This window comes from Paraliobacillus ryukyuensis, assembly GCF_003315295.1.
Lineage (GTDB): Bacteria > Bacillota > Bacilli > Bacillales > Amphibacillaceae > Paraliobacillus > Paraliobacillus ryukyuensis.
On the sequence record NZ_QNRI01000002.1, the window covers coordinates 530,238 to 548,039 of the forward strand.

19 protein-coding genes are annotated in these 17,802 nt (G+C 35.5%); all 19 read left to right on the forward strand.

Annotated elements, in window-relative coordinates; genetic code table 11:
• The first annotated feature begins 728 nt into the window (after positions 1-728).
• Positions 729-2,186, forward strand: a complete 1,458-nt coding sequence (locus tag DES48_RS05740; RefSeq protein ID WP_342769929.1) for an ATP-dependent helicase ComFA — start codon at positions 729-731, stop codon at positions 2,184-2,186.
• Positions 2,179-2,874, forward strand: coding sequence for a ComFC family protein (locus DES48_RS05745; protein ID WP_113867594.1), 696 nt, complete (start codon positions 2,179-2,181; stop codon positions 2,872-2,874). Before DES48_RS05740 ends, DES48_RS05745 begins: the two co-directional genes overlap by 8 nt.
• A gap of 86 nt (positions 2,875-2,960) precedes the next feature.
• The gene (locus DES48_RS05750; protein ID WP_079710759.1) at positions 2,961-3,395 is read left to right on the forward strand and encodes a TIGR03826 family flagellar region protein; all 435 of its coding nucleotides are present in this window, start codon (positions 2,961-2,963) and stop codon (positions 3,393-3,395) included.
• 83 nt (positions 3,396-3,478) lie between these two features.
• A complete protein-coding gene (gene flgM, locus DES48_RS05755; protein WP_113867596.1) occupies positions 3,479-3,739 on the forward strand; it encodes a flagellar biosynthesis anti-sigma factor FlgM in 261 nt (86 codons plus the stop codon).
• Between the two features lie 63 nt (positions 3,740-3,802).
• Positions 3,803-4,285, forward strand: coding sequence for a flagellar protein FlgN (locus DES48_RS05760; protein WP_113867598.1), 483 nt, complete (start codon positions 3,803-3,805; stop codon positions 4,283-4,285).
• 12 nt (positions 4,286-4,297) lie between these two features.
• Positions 4,298-5,803 carry a flagellar hook-associated protein FlgK gene (gene flgK, locus DES48_RS05765; protein WP_113867600.1) on the forward strand — a complete coding sequence of 502 codons (1,506 nt, stop codon included), beginning with the start codon at positions 4,298-4,300 and terminating at the stop codon, positions 5,801-5,803.
• 6 nt (positions 5,804-5,809) lie between these two features.
• A complete protein-coding gene (gene flgL, locus DES48_RS05770) occupies positions 5,810-6,736 on the forward strand; it encodes a flagellar hook-associated protein FlgL (protein WP_113867602.1) in 927 nt (308 codons plus the stop codon).
• 68 nt (positions 6,737-6,804) lie between these two features.
• Positions 6,805-7,395: a DUF6470 family protein gene (locus DES48_RS05775; RefSeq protein WP_113867604.1), complete on the forward strand. Its 591-nt coding sequence runs from the start codon at positions 6,805-6,807 to the stop codon at positions 7,393-7,395.
• A 15-nt stretch (positions 7,396-7,410) separates the two neighbouring features.
• Positions 7,411-7,854: a flagellar assembly protein FliW gene (gene fliW / locus DES48_RS05780; protein ID WP_113867606.1), complete on the forward strand. Its 444-nt coding sequence runs from the start codon at positions 7,411-7,413 to the stop codon at positions 7,852-7,854.
• Positions 7,854-8,072 carry a carbon storage regulator CsrA gene (csrA, locus tag DES48_RS05785; protein WP_079710766.1) on the forward strand — a complete coding sequence of 73 codons (219 nt, stop codon included), beginning with the start codon at positions 7,854-7,856 and terminating at the stop codon, positions 8,070-8,072. The genes fliW and csrA overlap by 1 nt, the downstream gene beginning before the upstream one ends.
• Before the next feature lie 137 nt (positions 8,073-8,209).
• The gene (gene hag, locus DES48_RS05790) at positions 8,210-9,076 is read left to right on the forward strand and encodes a flagellin Hag (RefSeq protein WP_113867608.1); all 867 of its coding nucleotides are present in this window, start codon (positions 8,210-8,212) and stop codon (positions 9,074-9,076) included.
• 217 nt (positions 9,077-9,293) lie between these two features.
• The gene (locus DES48_RS05795; protein ID WP_113867610.1) at positions 9,294-9,902 is read left to right on the forward strand and encodes a hypothetical protein; all 609 of its coding nucleotides are present in this window, start codon (positions 9,294-9,296) and stop codon (positions 9,900-9,902) included.
• Entirely contained in the window at positions 9,892-11,706 is a 1,815-nt protein-coding gene (locus tag DES48_RS05800) for a motility associated factor glycosyltransferase family protein (RefSeq protein ID WP_113867612.1), read from the forward strand. The genes DES48_RS05795 and DES48_RS05800 overlap by 11 nt, the downstream gene beginning before the upstream one ends.
• The gene (locus tag DES48_RS05805) at positions 11,696-12,706 is read left to right on the forward strand and encodes an NAD-dependent 4,6-dehydratase LegB (RefSeq protein ID WP_113867614.1); all 1,011 of its coding nucleotides are present in this window, start codon (positions 11,696-11,698) and stop codon (positions 12,704-12,706) included. Before DES48_RS05800 ends, DES48_RS05805 begins: the two co-directional genes overlap by 11 nt.
• Entirely contained in the window at positions 12,703-13,866 is a 1,164-nt protein-coding gene (locus DES48_RS05810) for a LegC family aminotransferase (RefSeq protein WP_113867616.1), read from the forward strand. Before DES48_RS05805 ends, DES48_RS05810 begins: the two co-directional genes overlap by 4 nt.
• Positions 13,867-13,872: 6 nt before the next feature.
• Positions 13,873-15,039 (forward strand): UDP-N-acetylglucosamine 2-epimerase, encoded by a 1,167-nt coding sequence (gene neuC, locus DES48_RS05815; RefSeq protein ID WP_113867618.1) that lies wholly within the window; start codon positions 13,873-13,875, stop codon positions 15,037-15,039.
• Positions 15,040-15,050: 11 nt separating this feature from the next.
• Positions 15,051-16,118, forward strand: coding sequence for an N-acetylneuraminate synthase (gene neuB, locus DES48_RS05820; RefSeq protein ID WP_113867620.1), 1,068 nt, complete (start codon positions 15,051-15,053; stop codon positions 16,116-16,118).
• The gene (locus DES48_RS05825; RefSeq protein WP_113867622.1) at positions 16,115-16,747 is read left to right on the forward strand and encodes an acetyltransferase; all 633 of its coding nucleotides are present in this window, start codon (positions 16,115-16,117) and stop codon (positions 16,745-16,747) included. Before neuB ends, DES48_RS05825 begins: the two co-directional genes overlap by 4 nt.
• Positions 16,744-17,790: a nucleotidyltransferase family protein gene (locus DES48_RS05830; RefSeq protein WP_113867623.1), complete on the forward strand. Its 1,047-nt coding sequence runs from the start codon at positions 16,744-16,746 to the stop codon at positions 17,788-17,790. The genes DES48_RS05825 and DES48_RS05830 overlap by 4 nt, the downstream gene beginning before the upstream one ends.
• Positions 17,791-17,802: the final 12 nt, after the last annotated feature.

Consider the following 17,802-nt stretch of genomic DNA (forward strand, 5'->3'; position numbering starts at 1 on the left):
TTTCCATCTAACATCCGCGTGTGTAACTACAGGTTGTAAGACCTAACGCTCACATGTGGATGTTTTTTTATAGAAATGGCATTCGGTGACGTATGAGATTTATACGATAAAAGCAGATATGGTACAAAACGCAAGGAAAGAGTGACGAGATTTATACGATAAAAGCGGATATAGCAAAAAACGCAAGGAAACAGCGAAGGGATTTATGCGATAAAAGCAGATATGGAACAAAAGGCAAGTAAAGAGTGACGAGATTTATACGATAAAAGCAGATATGGTACAAAACGCAAGTAAAGAGTGACGGGATTTATGCGATAAAAGCAGATATGGTACAAAACGCAAGGAGACAGTGACGGGATTTATGCGATAAAAGCAGATATGGAACAAAAGGCAAGGAAAGAGTGACGAGATTTATACGATAAAAGCAGATATGGTACAAAACGCAAGGAAACAGGAACGAGATTTATTCGATAAAAATAGATATGGTACAAAAGGCAAGGAGACAACGAAGAGATTTAATCGATAAAAGCGGATATGGAACAAAACGCAAGGAAAGAGTGACGGGATTTATACGATAAAAGCGGATATAGCAAAAAACGCAAGGAAAAAGCGAAGAGATTTAATCGATAAAACGGTAATTTCATTTAATTAGTTCCAACAATTAAACAAGTGCTATTAATATTACTAGAGAACGAGTAAAATAGAGATTAAAAGGAGTGATATGTCTATTGTTCAACCATTTTAAAGACCTTCGTCAAAAGCGACCTTCTACTGATTTTTCCTATTTACCACAAGGTGAGTCAGTCAACACAGATTATCCCAACATCGAATCGCTAGCCAAGCAATTAGCCGGCAAATTACTACTTCGGGAAGAACTTCCTCTTGAAGCTAACCAACTAAACGCCCTTTTAGAAAAAAATCTCATCGAAACGATTCCGTCAATCACAACCAAACCACTACAATGTAGAAGGTGCGGTAACCAAGATGCTTCTTTATTTGGAAAAATTCCTTGCGCGCGATGCAATAAGACACACTTCTATTGTAGAAACTGTATTCAAATGGGGCGCGTAATGGAATGCACACCGCTCTATTGTTGGACAGGTCCGCCACCAGAGTTTCCAATTCCAAAGCAGATTTGTGCTTGGGATGGAAAACTGACACCGGCACAAGCACAAGCAGCCCAGCGAATAACAGAAGCAATGGAGCAAAGCAACACGGAATTACTATGTTGGGCAGTATGTGGCGCTGGAAAAACGGAGATGTTATTTCAAGGCATCACGAAAGCCTTGGCTCAAGGAAAACACATTTGTTTAGCAACGCCTCGAGCCGATGTTGTCCGCGAACTATTACCTCGCCTCCAAAAAGCCTTTCCGCAGACAACGATTACAGGATTGTATGGTGGATCTGAAGACAAACAAACACCAGCTCCTTTTGTGATTGCAACCACGCATCAATTACTGCGATATGCCCGTGCGTTTGATGTGATTATCATCGATGAAATAGATGCGTTTCCGTATCATGCCGATCCAAAGCTTTCGTTTGTAACCACTAGAGCAGCCAAACTACAAGCAACTTTCATCTATTTAACAGCCACACCTCGAAAAGACTTACAACGACGAATCAAAAGCAAATCGTTGCCAACTGTTTTTGTCCCACTGCGTTTCCATGGTCATCCACTACCAGAGCCACAACTCGTTTTATCATTCACACTACACAAAGCATTAGCCAGGAACCAACTTCCACAAGGTTTTTGGTCTTGGTATCAGAAACGAACCCATCCAGCCAGACAACTTTTACTGTTCATTCCAACGATTGCACAAACCACCCAATTACTACCTTCATTAAAAAAACAACTTCCAAACCACACGATTGAAGCGGTTCACGCCAATGACAACGATCGCGAAGAAAAAATTCAACACTTTCGTGCCAAACAAATTACGCTTTTACTAACAACGACAATCTTAGAAAGAGGCGTTACTTTCCCTTCTGTTGATGTAGCAATTATTGATGCAGGACATGCTGTGTTTGATCAAGCAGCACTGATTCAAATGGCGGGAAGAGCAGGTCGAAGTCCAGATGATCCAACCGGAGAAGTGATTTTTTTACATGATGGTAAAACAGAAGCAATGCTCGAAGCAAAACGAATGATCCAACAAATGAATCAAAGGGGGAGAACAATTGACTAATTGTCTATGGTGTAACAAAGCAAATGAACCAAATGTGACATGGAAAAACTTTTTCATTCCAGATAAACCTGATCCACTCTGCACAACATGTCGAGCAAACTTACAACCTATTTCGAAAATAGCTTGTACCAGTTGTGGCAGACCGGGTGAATCAGTAACAAATGCCAATTCGTTATGTCGCGATTGTGAACGATGGCAGCAACAACGTGCAAGTCTTTTGCAAAATCGTTCGGTTTATCCGTACAATGAAACGATGCAAGCGATGATTGCACAGTGGAAATATCGGGGAGACTATTGCCTAATCGAAGCATTCCAAGAACAAATTCGGCAACAGTTCTCAGTTCATTATGCAAAATTGAGGAAGAATTATATCCTTGTTCCTATTCCGCTTAGCCGAGAACGGTTACACGAACGAGCATTTAATCAAGCGGAAGCCATTGCAAAGTTACTACCTTTTCCAAGTAGACATTTGCTAGCGCGCAGGCATGGCGAAAAGCAATCGAAAAAATCCAGAAAAGCACGTATCGCTAGTCCCAATCCATTCCAGCTAGTCGCAGCAGAACAATCACAAGCGACTATCCTGTTAGTTGATGATGTTTATACGACTGGCGCAACATTACATCATGCGGCTAGCCTATTAAATCAAGCGAGACATCACGATATTTTCACTTTCACCTTAGCTAGATAATAATTTCCTACAAACTGCCTATTTATAATTCGAAAATCCCACCGATATATATGATATAATAATTTAGATAAAGGGTGGGCGTCCTTATGGGCCAACTAGATAATTGCAAAAGCTGTGGAAAATTATTTGTACGAACTACCGCAAATGAAGTATGTCCAGAATGTCGAAAAGAAGAAGAAAAGAAATTTCAAATTGTATATGAATTTATGCGAAAACGTGTCAATCGTGAAGCAACCATACCAGAAATTACTGAAGCAACTGGTGTCGAAGAAGATTTGATTATTAAATTTGTTCGGGAAAAGCGATTGCGAGCGTCACAATTTCCAAACTTAAGTTATCCATGTGAAAAATGCGGGAAAGATATACAAGAAGGTAAGCTTTGTGAGGAGTGTTCGAAAGAGCTGTCTGATGCACTAGCCTATCAAGACCAAATTGATCAAGTGGAAGAACGTAATAAACAAATGGAGCGTGACAGAACACAAACATATTACTCAGTAAAAGGACAAAACAAAAAGAATTAAACTTTTTTGTTTGGGTGACGATATAGTTAAAGAGATAAAAAAACAGTGAATTGGCAGATTTAAGTGAAAGAGGGTGATGGTTAATGAAAATTTATGGACCGAATCATACTAATTTCAACCCCTATCAAAAACAAATGAACAAGCAATCAGAGATAGATACATCGAAACGAGTTCAGTCAGATAAACTTCAGATCTCCGAGCAAGCAATGAAAATGCAAGAGAGTGACAAAGTACAACCTCAACGTGAAGCTCGTGTAAATGAAATTAAGCAAGCGGTTGAAAATGGAACATACGAGATAGCACCAAAACAAACAGCAGAGAAACTACTTCAATTTTGGAAGTAAGTCTAACAGTCAAGGGAGGCTATATCATGGTCTCCCTATTGGTTTAGAGGAGGAATATTGTTCATGGCAATTGAGCATGTAATTGATTCATTGAAACAATTACAACAACTTCATCAGAATTTGTTAGCTATTTCAAAGGATAAAACAGATGTCCTGAAAAAAGGCGATATCGACGGATTACAAGCATTGCTGAAACAAGAAAGAAAGTATGTAAAAGCTATTAATCAAGTTGAACAAGCTCGAATTGATGCCACAAAAGACTGGGCAAAAGCACAAGGCTTAGATCCAGAAGAAGCGACAGCAACAGATATGTTAAAACATATGCAAGATACAGAAACGAAAAATACGTTAGAAGAGCTAACAACTGCATTAGCTAATCATTTGCTAGAATTAAAGCAACAAGAAGCATTAAACCAACAACTAACACAACAATCGTTACAATTTGTTCAATTGTCATTAGATATGATTTCGCCAACGATTGAAAATTTCAATTATGGGAAACAACAACAAACCAATAAGCGATCAGTTTTTGATTCAAAGGCATAGGGAGGAAAACGCATGACTTCAACATTTCATGGATTAGAAGTTGCCAGACGAGCATTAAGTGCACAACAGACTGCTCTATATACGACATCTCATAATATTTCAAATGCTAATACAGAAGGGTATACCAGACAGCGTGTTAACTTTGAACAGATTTCAACATTAACAACTTCACGTTATACGGAAGGTGTTAAATCTGAGATTGGTAGTGGAGTAGAAGAAGGGTCAATCCAACGAATTCGTGATCGCTTTATTGACAAGCAGTTCCGAGCAGAGAACGGAAAGCTTGGTTATTACGAACAGCGAGCGGATGCACTTAAACAAGTGGAAGATCTCTTAAATGAACCATCTGATGAAGGACTAGCAAAGGTTATGGACCAATTCTACGGTTCATTGCAGGACTTAGCGACGAATCCAGAAGATGATGGTGCACGATCTGTGGTAGCCCAACGAGGTTTAGGTGTGGCAGATGCATTGAATTATTTAAACACGTCTTTAAATAAAGTTCGCGATGATCTAAAGTATCAAACAGATGTCATGCAAAAAGATATGAATTCTGTTATTAAGCAAATTAATGATGTGAATAAAGAAATTAAAGGGCTAGAACCACATGGACATGTACCAAATGATTTATATGATGAGCGTGACCGATTATTAGATGAGTTATCTTCCATGGCAGATATAGATGTTAGTTATCAAGACAGTGACGGTAATCCTAGTTCGATAGCAGAGGGGATTGCAACAGTAACATTAAAAGATGCTGGTACACCGGTAACACTGGTTAATGGACAAGACGGTTCTGTAAACCTGTTAGAAGTACAATATGATGGGGATAATAACGTGAATAACCTTCAATTCACGAACTCAGAAGATGGAACTATCACAAATATAGCTGCCAATGACTTTGAATCTCAAGGAGAGATGAAAGGTTTAATCGAAATGAATGGATATGTTGATGGTGGAGGAGATACAGTAGGCTATTTCAACCAGATCATTAGTGATATCGATACAATGGCACAAGAATTTGCCACTGCATTTAATACAGTTCATCAAGGCGGTACAGATTTGAATGGTGATGCTGGAATTGATTTTTTTCAATTTGACCCGACTTCCCCTGCAGGAACACTTACGGTGAATCAAACAATTATAGACGATCCTAATCTAATCGCAGCCAGTCAAAATGGCGATGCTGGTGATAACGGAAACGCGGTCGATTTATCTCATGTTTTTGATGAAGAACTTGGCGGACTAGGTGACAAATCAACTAGAGGTTTTTATGAATCTATGATTGGTGATCTGGGTGTAGTGACACAAGAAGCAAATCGAATGGTTACAAACGCAATGACACTTAGACAACAAGTAGAAGAAAATCGACAATCCGTAAGTGCTGTTTCTCTTGATGAAGAAATGACGAATATGATCAAATTTCAGCATGCATATAACGCAGCAGCTCGGAGTATGACAACAATAGATGAAACGCTCGATCGAATTATTAACAATATGGGATTAGTAGGGAGGTAATTAATAATGCGAGTTACGCAAAATATGCTTTCTAATAATATGCTTCGAAATTTGAGTAATAGTTATAGTAATCTTGATAAATACATGGAGCAACTTTCGACTGGCAAAAAAATCACTCGTCCATCACAAGATCCTGTCGTGGCGATGAAAGGCGTCAATTACCGTACACAAGTAGCTGACATTGAACAATTTGAGCGTAATATGAGTGAAGTGAATAATTGGACGGATAATACCGATGCTGCACTAAGTGAAGCAAATAAAGTATTGCAACGAATGAGAGAATTAGCTGTCCAAGCAAGTAATGGAACTTATGAAGAAGGACAACGAACTAATATTGCTGAAGAAATTGATCAACTAAAAGCACAACTAGTGGAAGTAGCGAATACGCAAGTGAATAATAAATATCTTTTTAATGGAACGAAAACAACAGGCACCGAGCGAGCTGGAGAAATGACTCCGCCTGTCATAGTTGATGGTGCTGGAAATGTAGATTTAGCTGAAGTAACAAACAATCTTGCAGACATGAATGATGTATATATTGAGGTATCAAAAGGAACAAAGATACAGGTTAACTCGAATCCGAACGATGTCTTCACTCGAGAACTATTTGAAGATATCGAGTCATTTTCTAATGCTTTACGTTCTGGTGTTCCAGATGATCAACTGAGTGCTCATATCGGGGTAATCGAGTCACATGCTGAACAGGTTATTAATGAACGAGCAAATATAGGGGCTAAAATGAATCGTGTGGAATTAATTGAAGACCGATTAAGCAATCAAAGGGTTTCAGCCAAAAGTATGATGTCAGATAATGAGGATGCAGATATCGAAGAAGTGATTATTAATCTGACAACCCAGGAGAGTATTCATAGAGCAGCTCTTAGTTCTGGTTCTCGAGTGATTCAACCAACTCTATTAGATTTCTTGAGATAAACATAAAAGACTTGTCGCAATTATGTGACAAGCCTTTTTATTACGGAAGGATAAGGAGGATTAGATTGATGGATTTACCGCAAATAAGAATAAATTCACAACCAGCACTTATCTCAATTCAGACAAATAATGCCCAACAAAGCATTCAACAACCAAAAGCAACACAACAAATTAGTCAACCCAAAGCGGATGTTCAAATCGAAAAGACACCATCTAAATTAACGATAGATCAGACGCAGGCATGGAATGACATGGGGCTAAAAAGTGCCATTGTTGCACAAGAAGAGGCTGCAAGAGAAGGCTATCAAAAGGTCATGCAAGGGATTGCTCGTAGAACACGTCAAGGGGAGCAATTGATGAAAATTGAGAACAATAGTAAACCGATCCCAAACCAAGCTATTGAAAACGGGCATCGAAAACAAAAAAGTTTTAATATAGGATGGATCCCATCTGTATTTTCCGTCTCAACAGACTATCGTCCTGCAGAGATAGATATAAGTGTACAAGTTAACCAACCAATCATAAATCATACACCTAATAAACCTGTTTTCCAATATCAACGTGGTGCAGTAGAGACTGGAATCCGGCAAGAGGCAGATTTACAGATTGATTTTGAAAACCTTAAATTTCACGGTATAAACTATGAAATGTTTATCTAAAGGGAGGTAATGTTTATGAAGATACAAACGAAATATCATGGAGAGATAGAGATAACCAATGATGAAGTTATCAATTTTTTTAAGGGGATTCCAGGATTTTCTGATGAGGATAAATTTATCTTACTTGATTTACAAGAAAACAGCTTATTTCAAGTGTTGCAATCAATCAAAACAAAAGATCTTGGTTTTATAGTAATTGATCCGTACCATGTCTATAGTGATTATGCTTTTGATTTAGATGATCAAACAGTAGAAAATTTGGAAATAACATCACCAGAGCAGGTTAAAGTATTGGCGATTGTTTCAGTAGAAGATCCTTTTGAAAAAAGCACGCTTAATTTACAAGCACCTCTTGTAATAAATCAAGTAAATCTTTGTGCAAAACAATATGTAACAAACGATAAGAATCATTTTATCAAAGCACCACTTCAGCCTTTGAAGCAAAGGAGTGAAGAGTAATGCTTGTGTTAACAAGGAAGTTAAATGAAACGATTCAAATCGGTGAAGATATTGAGATAAAAGTTGTTGATATCGATGGCGATCAAATCAAATTAGGTATTTCGGCACCTAAACATATAGAAATTCATCGAAAAGAGATCTACCTTGCTATTCAAGAAGAAAATAGTCGTGCAGCATCTGTTTCAAATGATCTATTAAAAATTTTAAAAAAAGATTAAAAAATACTTAAACATTTTAAATACTATACCGATATTATTAATGTACAGCTGGTTGAACTAAAAAGCGGCCGCTTTAGTTCACTCGGTTAACCCACAAGGATGTGGAATATAATTAAACACTCAAGGAGGAATTACAAGTGAGAATTAATCACAATATTGCGGCGTTAAACACACACCGCCAACTAACAGGTAACAACAGTGCAGTACAAGGTTCATTAGAAAAATTATCTTCAGGTCTTCGTATTAACAAAGCAGGAGATGACGCAGCAGGTCTTGCAATCTCTGAAAAAATGCGTGGTCAAATCCGTGGTCTTGAAATGGCTTCTAAAAACTCTCAAGATGGTATTTCTTTAATTCAAACAGCTGAAGGTGCTTTAACTGAAACTCATGCAATCCTACAACGTATGCGTGAATTGACTGTACAAGCTGGAAACGAAGGTACTCAAGAGAGTGAAGATTTACAAGCAATTCAAGATGAAATTAATGAATTAACAAAAGAAATCGATGGTATTTCTGATCGTACAGCATTTAACGGTAAAACATTATTGGATGGAACATATGCTACAAGTGGTGGTAGTGGTTCATTAACATTCCAAATCGGTGCTAATCAAGGTGAACAATTAACAATTAACATCGAAGATATGAGTGCTGAAGCATTAACAGTTGGAAATGCAAGTGGTGGCTCTGCTATTGATGTAACTAGCTTTGCTGGTGACTCAGGTGCAGCATTTGATACTGCTCTTGGACTTGTAGATGATGCAATTGCTTCAGTTTCAGCTGAACGTTCTAAATTAGGTGCAACTCAAAATCGTCTAGAGCACACTATTAACAACTTAGGTGCTTCACAAGAAAACCTAACAGCTGCGGAATCTCGTATCCGTGACGTAGACATGGCGAAAGAAATGATGGCTTTCACTAAGAATAATATTCTTACACAAGCTTCTCAATCTATGTTGGCACAAGCTAACCAACAACCACAAGGTGTACTTCAATTATTACAATAATTGATAACAGTAAAAGGTCATCTATTTATAGATGGCCTTTTTTGTTTTTCGATTACTAGTTAATATACCTATATCAATTAAACATGGATCATTCTAACTAGTATATAGTACTCAAAAATTAATTACATAAGTTTTTGCTAATTGAATAGCATTGAATTATCAACAAATTTGTCGATATAATAGAAGAAAGATGAAAATAAAAATGGGGTAATTAATTATGAAGCTAATTCTCGATGAAAAGGTAATAAACCTGCAAAATCAACTAACATCTGTTAGTGAAATATTCATGCACATAAAGAATCATTTAGATGAAACAGAAAAAAAATTCAGTCACATGGAATTCGATGGTGAAGAAATTTATGAAGATTTTGAAGAGGTTATCATTGAACGATTGAGTAACTTAGAAGTCCTTGAGGTAGTATTTGTAACCTTAAATGAATTGTTGAATGATCTCTATCATACTGGAGAATCCTATTTGAAGAGAGCTTTACCAGAAATTAGAAAGACTTTTGATTTATTCTATCAAGGTAGCACGGAAATGGCATGGACGAATATGGAGCAGATTCTAATAGCCTTGAATTGGGTGAATCAATTAGTTGACTCGATTGATAAGCTAGACCATAAACCAAGTAATTGGGAAGAATACGTAGTTGCAATTACTACCATACGAAATGAGCTTCCGCAGTTAGAAGACGGTATCAAAGCAAAAGATAGTACATTGATTGCAGATATACTAAATTATGAAATAGTACCTGGATTGGAAGCATTAAAACAAGCACTGACCAAATCAATTGATTTGGAAGGAGAACGAAAGAATGCGAATTGAAAACAGAGATTATCTTCGAAGAAACGACAGGCAATTGTTAGAGAAATGCAATAGCATCTCTGTAAATAAAGAAAAAATTATTGTGGAGAATTCAAAAAAAGGAATACCTACAATGAAAATAAAAGTAGGTTCTCAATACAATTATATTCATAGTAAATATGATCCCAATTCAGAAGCTACTCGAATAACAGAGGATTTCAAATTAGACGAGGAGAAGGATCATATTCTTGTCTTTGGTTTTGGGTTAGGCTATCATCTTAAAGCATTAACAAATAAATACCCTAACGTTTCTTTTACTGTTTATGAACCAGATATGAATATTTTAGCTGCTATGTTAGATACTGTTTCATTAGAGGAACAGATTGGTGTAAATATATTATCCTTTATGCATAGAGATAATCTTGAACAAGAAATAAATAAATTAAAAACAGTTTACTCTCTTAAAATTCAAATTTACGCACATCCATTTTACCAAACGCATTATAGTAATGAATTATTTCATTTATATGAAACGCTCGCCAAATCATTAAAAAATGAAAAGCATCGTTTGGCAACTAATTTATCCTTCCAAAAAAGATGGACGATTAATGCCATTAAAAATATACCCAAAATAATGCAAACACCAAACATTTTAAATGATATAGATAAAGATTTTTTTAAGGGGAAGACCGCAATCCTAGTATCTGCAGGACCTAGTTTAGATTCTGAGTATGAACACCTAAGATTTATTAAAGAAAATAAACAAGCGTACATCTTTTCAGTTGGTTCCGCAATTAATTCATTAATTGAACATAGTATTTATCCAGATGCAGCATGTACCTATGATCCCACAGAAAAAAATAAAATTGTTTTTGAGAAAATAAAAGAAAAAGGAATAAGTGACATTCCTTTAATTTTTGGTAGTACAGTGGGTTATGAAACGTTGGAAAACTACCCTGGCAATATGCTTCATATGATCACTAGCCAAGACTCGGTAGCCCCAATTCTATTAAGCGAGAGTAAAGATTTAGATTTGGTTGTAGATGCACCATCAATTGCAGTTGTTACTTTTCAATTACTAGTTAAATTAGGGTTTAAAAGAATTGTCCTAGTTGGTCAGAATTTGGCCTATGAGAAAGAAAAAATGTACGCTAGTGGAATAAGTTACGCACCTGAAACAATTAATAAAAAATTACTTAAAATTGAGAATGTGGAAGGAGAAGAAGTTTTCACTGATGATGGATTTAATCGTATGAAAGAACATTTTGAGCATTATATTGCTATTGCAAATAATGTAACAGTTTATAACACCTCAAAAGGTGGTGCTAGAATAGATGGTGCACCGTTTATACCGTTAGAACAGGTAATACATGATTGTTTAAAAAAAGATTCGATAGAAGTAGAATGGCTCTCTCAGAATAATAACTATAGTAAAGAAGAAGTTTATAAAAAGACATTAAATTTATATAAGGCAAAAGATCAATTAAAATTATTATTAAGAGATGTTCAGGGTTTAATTAACACGTGTAAAGAAACCATTCAACTCCAAACAATAGAAAAAAAATTAGTTCAATTTGATAAAATATTTAAAAAAATAAGGGTTAATAACTATTATACAACTATAATTAGACCTATGATTAGATTTCAAACGGAACAGTTGGCGAAACAATCTAAAAAAATAAAAGCTGAAACAGACATTAAGAATAAAGTCGAAAAGATAGATACCTATTTTGGAGAATATCTAACTGAAATAGAAAATCACCTAACATTTACAGAACCATACGTAGAAGAACTAATCGAAGCATTAAATAAGGATGGTGATTAATTTGAAAAAGGTATTGATAACAGGTGCTGATGGTTTTATCGGTTCGCATTTAACAGAGGCGTTAGTAAAGCAGGGATATCAGGTAAAAGCCTTTGTACAATATAATTCGTTTAATACTTGGGGGTGGTTGGATCAATCTCCTAAAGAACTATTAGATCATGTAGAAATTTTTAGTGGAGACATTCGAGATCCATATGGAGTGAAAACAGCGATGAACGATTGCGAAGGCGTCCTTCATTTAGCATCGCTAATAGCTATTCCTTATTCTTATCATTCACCAGATACGTATATTGACACGAATGTTAAAGGTACTTTAAATGTCTTGCAAGCTGCCAAGGAACTTAACGTTAAAAAAGTTGTTCATACATCAACAAGTGAAGTATATGGTACTGCCAGGTATGTCCCGATTGATGAGAGTCATCCATTGCAAGGTCAATCACCTTATTCGGCTTCAAAAATTGGAGCAGATCAACTGGCAATGTCATTTTATTCATCATTTAATACACCAGTTGCAATTATTCGCCCGTTTAATACTTATGGACCAAGGCAATCTGCAAGAGCGGTTATTCCAACAATAATTACACAAATAGCTAGTGGTAAGGAAACCATTAAATTAGGCGCCATCCATCCTACCAGAGATTTCAATTATGTCAAAGATACGGTAGCTGGTTTTATATCTATACTTGAAAGTGATAAAGCAATTGGTGAGGTAATTAACATCGGCAGTAACTACGAGGTTTCAATTGGAGAGACGGTTGAGCTAATTGCTAAAGTTATGGGAAGTAATGTAACTATTGAAACAGATGATCAGCGTATTCGACCAGAGAAAAGTGAAGTAGAAAGACTGTGGGCAGACAATGAAAAGGCGAAAAAATTACTCAATTGGCATCCTGAATTTAGTGGGATAGATGGATTTAAAAAAGGATTAGCTGAGACGGCTGAATGGTTTACCAATAAAAATAACTTAAAGAGATATAAAGTAAGTCGGTATAATATATGAACAAACAATTGATAGATCAGATTACCAATGCTATAAAAAGTGTTATGCCAACAGATCAAGAAGTTTATCCATTACACACACCTAAATTTCAAGGAAATGAATGGAAGTATATGAAAGATTGCATTGATTCGACGTGGGTTTCGTCCGTGGGAAAATATGTTGATCAATTTGAGAAGGAATTAGCAGCTTATACTGGTGTGAAAAGAGCTATAGCAGTAACAAATGGTACTGCTGCCCTTCATTTATCGTTGATCGTTACTGGAGTACAGCCGGGGGATGAGGTCTTAATTCCTTCTTTATCATTTGTCGCCACCGCGAATGCTGTAACTTATTGCCAAGCAACACCGCATTTTGTAGATTGCGATCAAAAAACTTTAGGGATAAATGTTAAGAAGCTGTTTGCTTATTTAGAAACGAATACTTTTGTTAAACAAGGTCAGCTTTATAATAAACATACAAACAATCGAATTAGTACTATTGTACCAATGCATACCTTTGGTCATCCGGTTGACATGGATGAACTATTAGAATTAGCGAAACAGTTTGACTTGAAAGTAGTAGAAGATGCTGCTGAAGGACTAGGTTCATTTTACAAAGGAAAACATGTAGGTTCTTTTGGGGACACCGCCGCCCTAAGTTTTAACGGTAACAAAGTGATAACTACTGGTGGTGGTGGCGCAGTATTAACGAATGATGAAACATTAGCAGATAGAGCAAAACATTTATCTACTGTGGCAAAGGTACCACATCAGTGGGAATATATTCATGATGAAATTGGATTTAATTATCGAATGCCGAATATAAATGCTGCATTGGGGTGTGCACAATTAGAGCAAATACCACTGTTTTTAGAAAAAAAAAGAAACTTAGCGTATCAATATAATAAAGTTATTAAGTCGATAGAAGGAATAGAATTTTTTACTGAGAAAGAGCATAACCATTCAAATTATTGGTTAAATGCCATTTTATTGGATGATCCGGATATTAATTTAAGAAATGAAATTATTCAAAGATTGCATAAAGAAAAGATACTAGTAAGACCAATTTGGAAGCCACTTAATGAATTGGTAATGTATCAAAACTGTCCGAGAATGGACTTAAGTGTATCTAAGGATCTTAATGAAAGAATAATAAATCTACCTAGTAATGTTTGGGAGTAAATAGACATGAAACAAAAAATATGTGTAGTAACTGGAACAAGAGCGGAATATGGACTACTTTATTGGTTGTTAAAAGAGTTACAGGAGGATGATGACATTGAATTGCAGTTAATTGCAACTGGGATGCACCTTTCTCCTGAATTTGGTCTTACATTTAGACAAATTGAAGAAGATGGCTTTTTGATAAACGAAAAAGTTGAAATGGTTCTATCCAGTGATACACCAGTCGGGGTTAGTAAGTCAATAGGATTAGGTGTGATAGGTTTTGCGGATGCTTTAAACCGTTTAGACCCAGATATTTTGGTTGTTTTAGGTGATCGGTATGAAATATTTGCTGCTGCACAAGCTGCGATGGTAGCACGTATTCCAATTGCTCATATACATGGGGGAGAAATAACAGAAGGTGCGATTGATGATCCTATTAGACATGCTATAACAAAAATGGCACATTATCATTTTGTGGCGACGGAAGAATATCGCAGAAGAGTTATTCAACTAGGAGAGATGCCAGAAAATGTAACTTTAGTTGGAGCACTTGGTATTGATCAAATAAAAAAAGTAAATTTATTATCAAAGCAACAACTAGAAAAGGAACTGGAATTAAAAATTAATTCACTATCTTTTCTGGTTACTTATCATCCAGAAACTAATAATGCGATTAACCCGGAAAAACAGATTGATGAATTAATTGAAGCACTAAAAGCCTTTCCATACGCTACGACTATAATAACTAAAGCTAATGCTGATGCCGGTGGAAGAATTATTAATCAAAAATTCTTAGAGTTCGCTAGACAAAATGTTGATAGAGTGAAAATATTTGATAATCTAGGGCAATTAAAATATTTAAGTACTTTATCCAAAATAGATGTAGTAATTGGAAATTCTTCTAGTGGTATCATAGAAGTTCCTTATTTTAAAAAGCCTACTGTCAATATTGGCGATAGACAAACAGGGAGACAAAAAGCAAAATCTATTATAGATTGTAAATGTGAAAAAAATGATATCATTCACGCAATAAGCAAAGCTATAACAATAGAGTTTCAAAAGAAATTAATAAAAACAAACTCTTTGTTTGGAAGTGGAAATGCGTCAACCAAGATATACCATGAATTAAAAAAAATCGATAAAGTAGAAAGTAATAAAAAGTTTTATGATGTAACTATTGAAACGTGAGGATGTTTAAAATGGAAAAAACGTATATCATAGCAGAGGCTGGAGTGAATCATAATGGAGATATACAAATTGCAAAAAAACTTATTGAAACAGCATCTAATTGCGGAGCTGACGCAATCAAATTTCAAACTTTCCATGCATCAACACTGGTAACGGTAAATGCTAAACAAACAAAATACCAACAGAAAAATACTGGTCAAAAAAAATCCCAATTAGAAATGCTGCAGCAACTAGAATTAACGGACAATGAATTTATGGAATTGAATGCTTTTAGTGAGACGAAAGGAATAGATTTTTTATCAACTCCATTTGATAGAGATAGTTTGGATTTCTTAGTAGATAAACTAGAGTTAAGCACCATTAAGATCTCTTCTGGTGACTTAAATAATTATCCATACTTATATGAAGTAGCAAAAAAAAGTGATCAAATAATTATTTCAACTGGGATGTCAACAATTGATGAAATACATAAGGCATTAGCGTTCATAGCTTATGGCCTTGCTGGAAAAGAGATAAATAATAAAAGTGATGTGTTGGAATTCTATCAATTAAGTGTCGCAAAAGAAAAATTAAAACAACACGTAACAGTATTGCAGTGTACTACTTCTTATCCAACCCCCTTGGAAGAAGTTAATTTACAGTCTATTAAATTTTTACAACAGGAATTAGCTTTACCAGTAGGTTTCTCGGATCACACAGATAGTACGTTAATACCAGCTACAGCCGTAGCAATGGGGGCTTGTGTCATCGAAAAACACTTCACATTAGACAAAACGATGCCAGGTCCAGATCATAAGGCTTCTTTGGAACCAATCCAATTAAAAGAAATGATTGAAGCAATACGTAAAGTTGAAAAAGCACAGGGTAACTTCGGGAAAAAACTAACTGTTAGTGAAAAAGACAATATTAATTTGGTTAGAAAAAGTTTAATTGCAAATAGAAATATAAGTAAAGGTGAGTTGTTTACAGAGGGAAATCTAGTTGTTAAGCGACCAGGGGACGGGATATCACCTGAATTTTATTGGGATTACATTGGAACACAGGCTCAAAAAGATTACCAAAAGGATGACTTGATTTGAAACAAAAACCAGTAATTATTTTAGGGAATGGTGGTCATGCTACGGCGATTGGAGAATTGTTGATTTTAAATGATTATCATGTACTTGGTTTTACAAACCCTCGCAATGAAGATAATGTTTATCAATTCAAATATTTAGGTAATGATGATGTTATTATTAATTATTCACCACAAGAAATTTACTTGGTCAACGCTATAGGTTCAGCTTCGGATTTAGTATTAAGAACAAAAAAATATATCGAATTTAGTGAGAAAGACTATAACTTTCTATCGCTCATTCACCCTTCAGCTAAAGTATCAGACTTTGCTGATTTGTCTGTTGGAGTTCAAATAATGGCTGGAGCAATTGTACAACCTTTCAGTTTTGTTGGTGAAAACTCTATCATTAATACGGGCACAATTGTAGAACATGAATGTCATATTAGTAACCATTGTCACGTCGCTCCAGGAGCAGTTTTATGTGGTGGTGTAAATGTCGGTTGTCAGACTTTTATTGGTGCGAATTCCACAGTAAAACAGAATATTACGATAGGAAATCTAAACACCATTGGAGCAAATTCCTTTGTAAATAAAAACACTTTAGATGGAAAAAACTACTACGGTATACCAGTAAAGGAAGTGAGACAATGAATAATTGGTTAGATATAGTAGTTGACAAGTCAAGCTCAATAATGGAAACCATGAAGGTCATTGATAAAGAAGCAACACAATTTGCAGCAGTTATAGAAAAGGGCGTCTTATGTGGAACTGTTACAGACGGTGATGTTAGGAGAGGTTTATTAAAAGGGATTGGAATTGAGGATGAAGTTCAAAAAATAATGAACAAAAATCCTATTTACGTAAGTGATGATGAGGAAATTAGTAACAAAAGAGATATTTTGATTAGAAATAAAGTAAGACAATTACCAGTGGTTAATGCAAAAAGAGAATTGATTGATATACTTTTTTGGGATGAAATAGATCGAGCCATTGAAAAACCAAATAAAGTATTACTAATGGCAGGAGGCCTTGGAACAAGGTTAAGACCTCTAACCAACGAGATTCCCAAACCATTACTTAAAGTAGGAGACAAACCAATTTTGCATACAATAATTGATGGTTTTAAGAAATATGGGTTTACGGATATTTATCTATCTGTCAATTATAAGAGCGAAGCTATTCAAGAGTACTTTCAAGATGGGAAGCAACTAGGTGTTAATATTAAGTATTTAGACGAAACAAGGCGTTTAGGTACTGCAGGGGCAATATCTTTACTTAAAGAACAGATAAATGAACCTTTTTTTGTTATGAATGGCGATTTATTAACAACGGTCAACTTTGCACAGTTATTAAAATTTCATCAAGAACACGATGCTACAGCTACAATGTGTGTAAGAGAATATGAATTTCAAATTCCGTTTGGGGTGATAAAGACAAGTGATGATCGTCTAATCGAAATTCAAGAAAAGCCAACACATAAAGAATTTGTCAATGCAGGAATATACGTGTTAAATCCAAAAGTAGTAGATCTTATTCCATATAATGAGTTTTATGACATGCCTACACTCTTTCAAGATTTGATAAAGCATAATATGAAAACTTCAGCTTTTCCACTTAGAGAGTACTGGTTAGATATTGGGAGACACGATGATTTAAAAAGAGCAAATAGTGATTATTTCGATAATTTTATTTAACATATGTGTTTG

Excerpts from the sequence above, each read along its gene's own strand:
- DES48_RS05750 (WP_079710759.1), top strand. The coding sequence starts at position 2,961 with ATGGGCCAACTAGATAATTGCAAAAGCTGTGGAAAATTATTTGTACGA.
- flgM (WP_113867596.1), top strand. The coding sequence starts at position 3,479 with ATGAAAATTTATGGACCGAATCATACTAATTTCAACCCCTATCAAAAA.
- DES48_RS05760 (WP_113867598.1), top strand. The coding sequence starts at position 3,803 with ATGGCAATTGAGCATGTAATTGATTCATTGAAACAATTACAACAACTT.
- flgK (WP_113867600.1), top strand. The coding sequence starts at position 4,298 with ATGACTTCAACATTTCATGGATTAGAAGTTGCCAGACGAGCATTAAGT.
- flgL (WP_113867602.1), top strand. The coding sequence starts at position 5,810 with ATGCGAGTTACGCAAAATATGCTTTCTAATAATATGCTTCGAAATTTG.
- DES48_RS05775 (WP_113867604.1), top strand. The coding sequence starts at position 6,805 with ATGGATTTACCGCAAATAAGAATAAATTCACAACCAGCACTTATCTCA.
- fliW (WP_113867606.1), top strand. The coding sequence starts at position 7,411 with ATGAAGATACAAACGAAATATCATGGAGAGATAGAGATAACCAATGAT.
- csrA (WP_079710766.1), top strand. The coding sequence starts at position 7,854 with ATGCTTGTGTTAACAAGGAAGTTAAATGAAACGATTCAAATCGGTGAA.
- DES48_RS05795 (WP_113867610.1), top strand. The coding sequence starts at position 9,294 with ATGAAGCTAATTCTCGATGAAAAGGTAATAAACCTGCAAAATCAACTA.
- DES48_RS05800 (WP_113867612.1), top strand. The coding sequence starts at position 9,892 with ATGCGAATTGAAAACAGAGATTATCTTCGAAGAAACGACAGGCAATTG.
- DES48_RS05805 (WP_113867614.1), top strand. The coding sequence starts at position 11,696 with ATGGTGATTAATTTGAAAAAGGTATTGATAACAGGTGCTGATGGTTTT.
- DES48_RS05810 (WP_113867616.1), top strand. The coding sequence starts at position 12,703 with ATGAACAAACAATTGATAGATCAGATTACCAATGCTATAAAAAGTGTT.
- neuC (WP_113867618.1), top strand. The coding sequence starts at position 13,873 with ATGAAACAAAAAATATGTGTAGTAACTGGAACAAGAGCGGAATATGGA.
- neuB (WP_113867620.1), top strand. The coding sequence starts at position 15,051 with ATGGAAAAAACGTATATCATAGCAGAGGCTGGAGTGAATCATAATGGA.
- DES48_RS05830 (WP_113867623.1), top strand. The coding sequence starts at position 16,744 with ATGAATAATTGGTTAGATATAGTAGTTGACAAGTCAAGCTCAATAATG.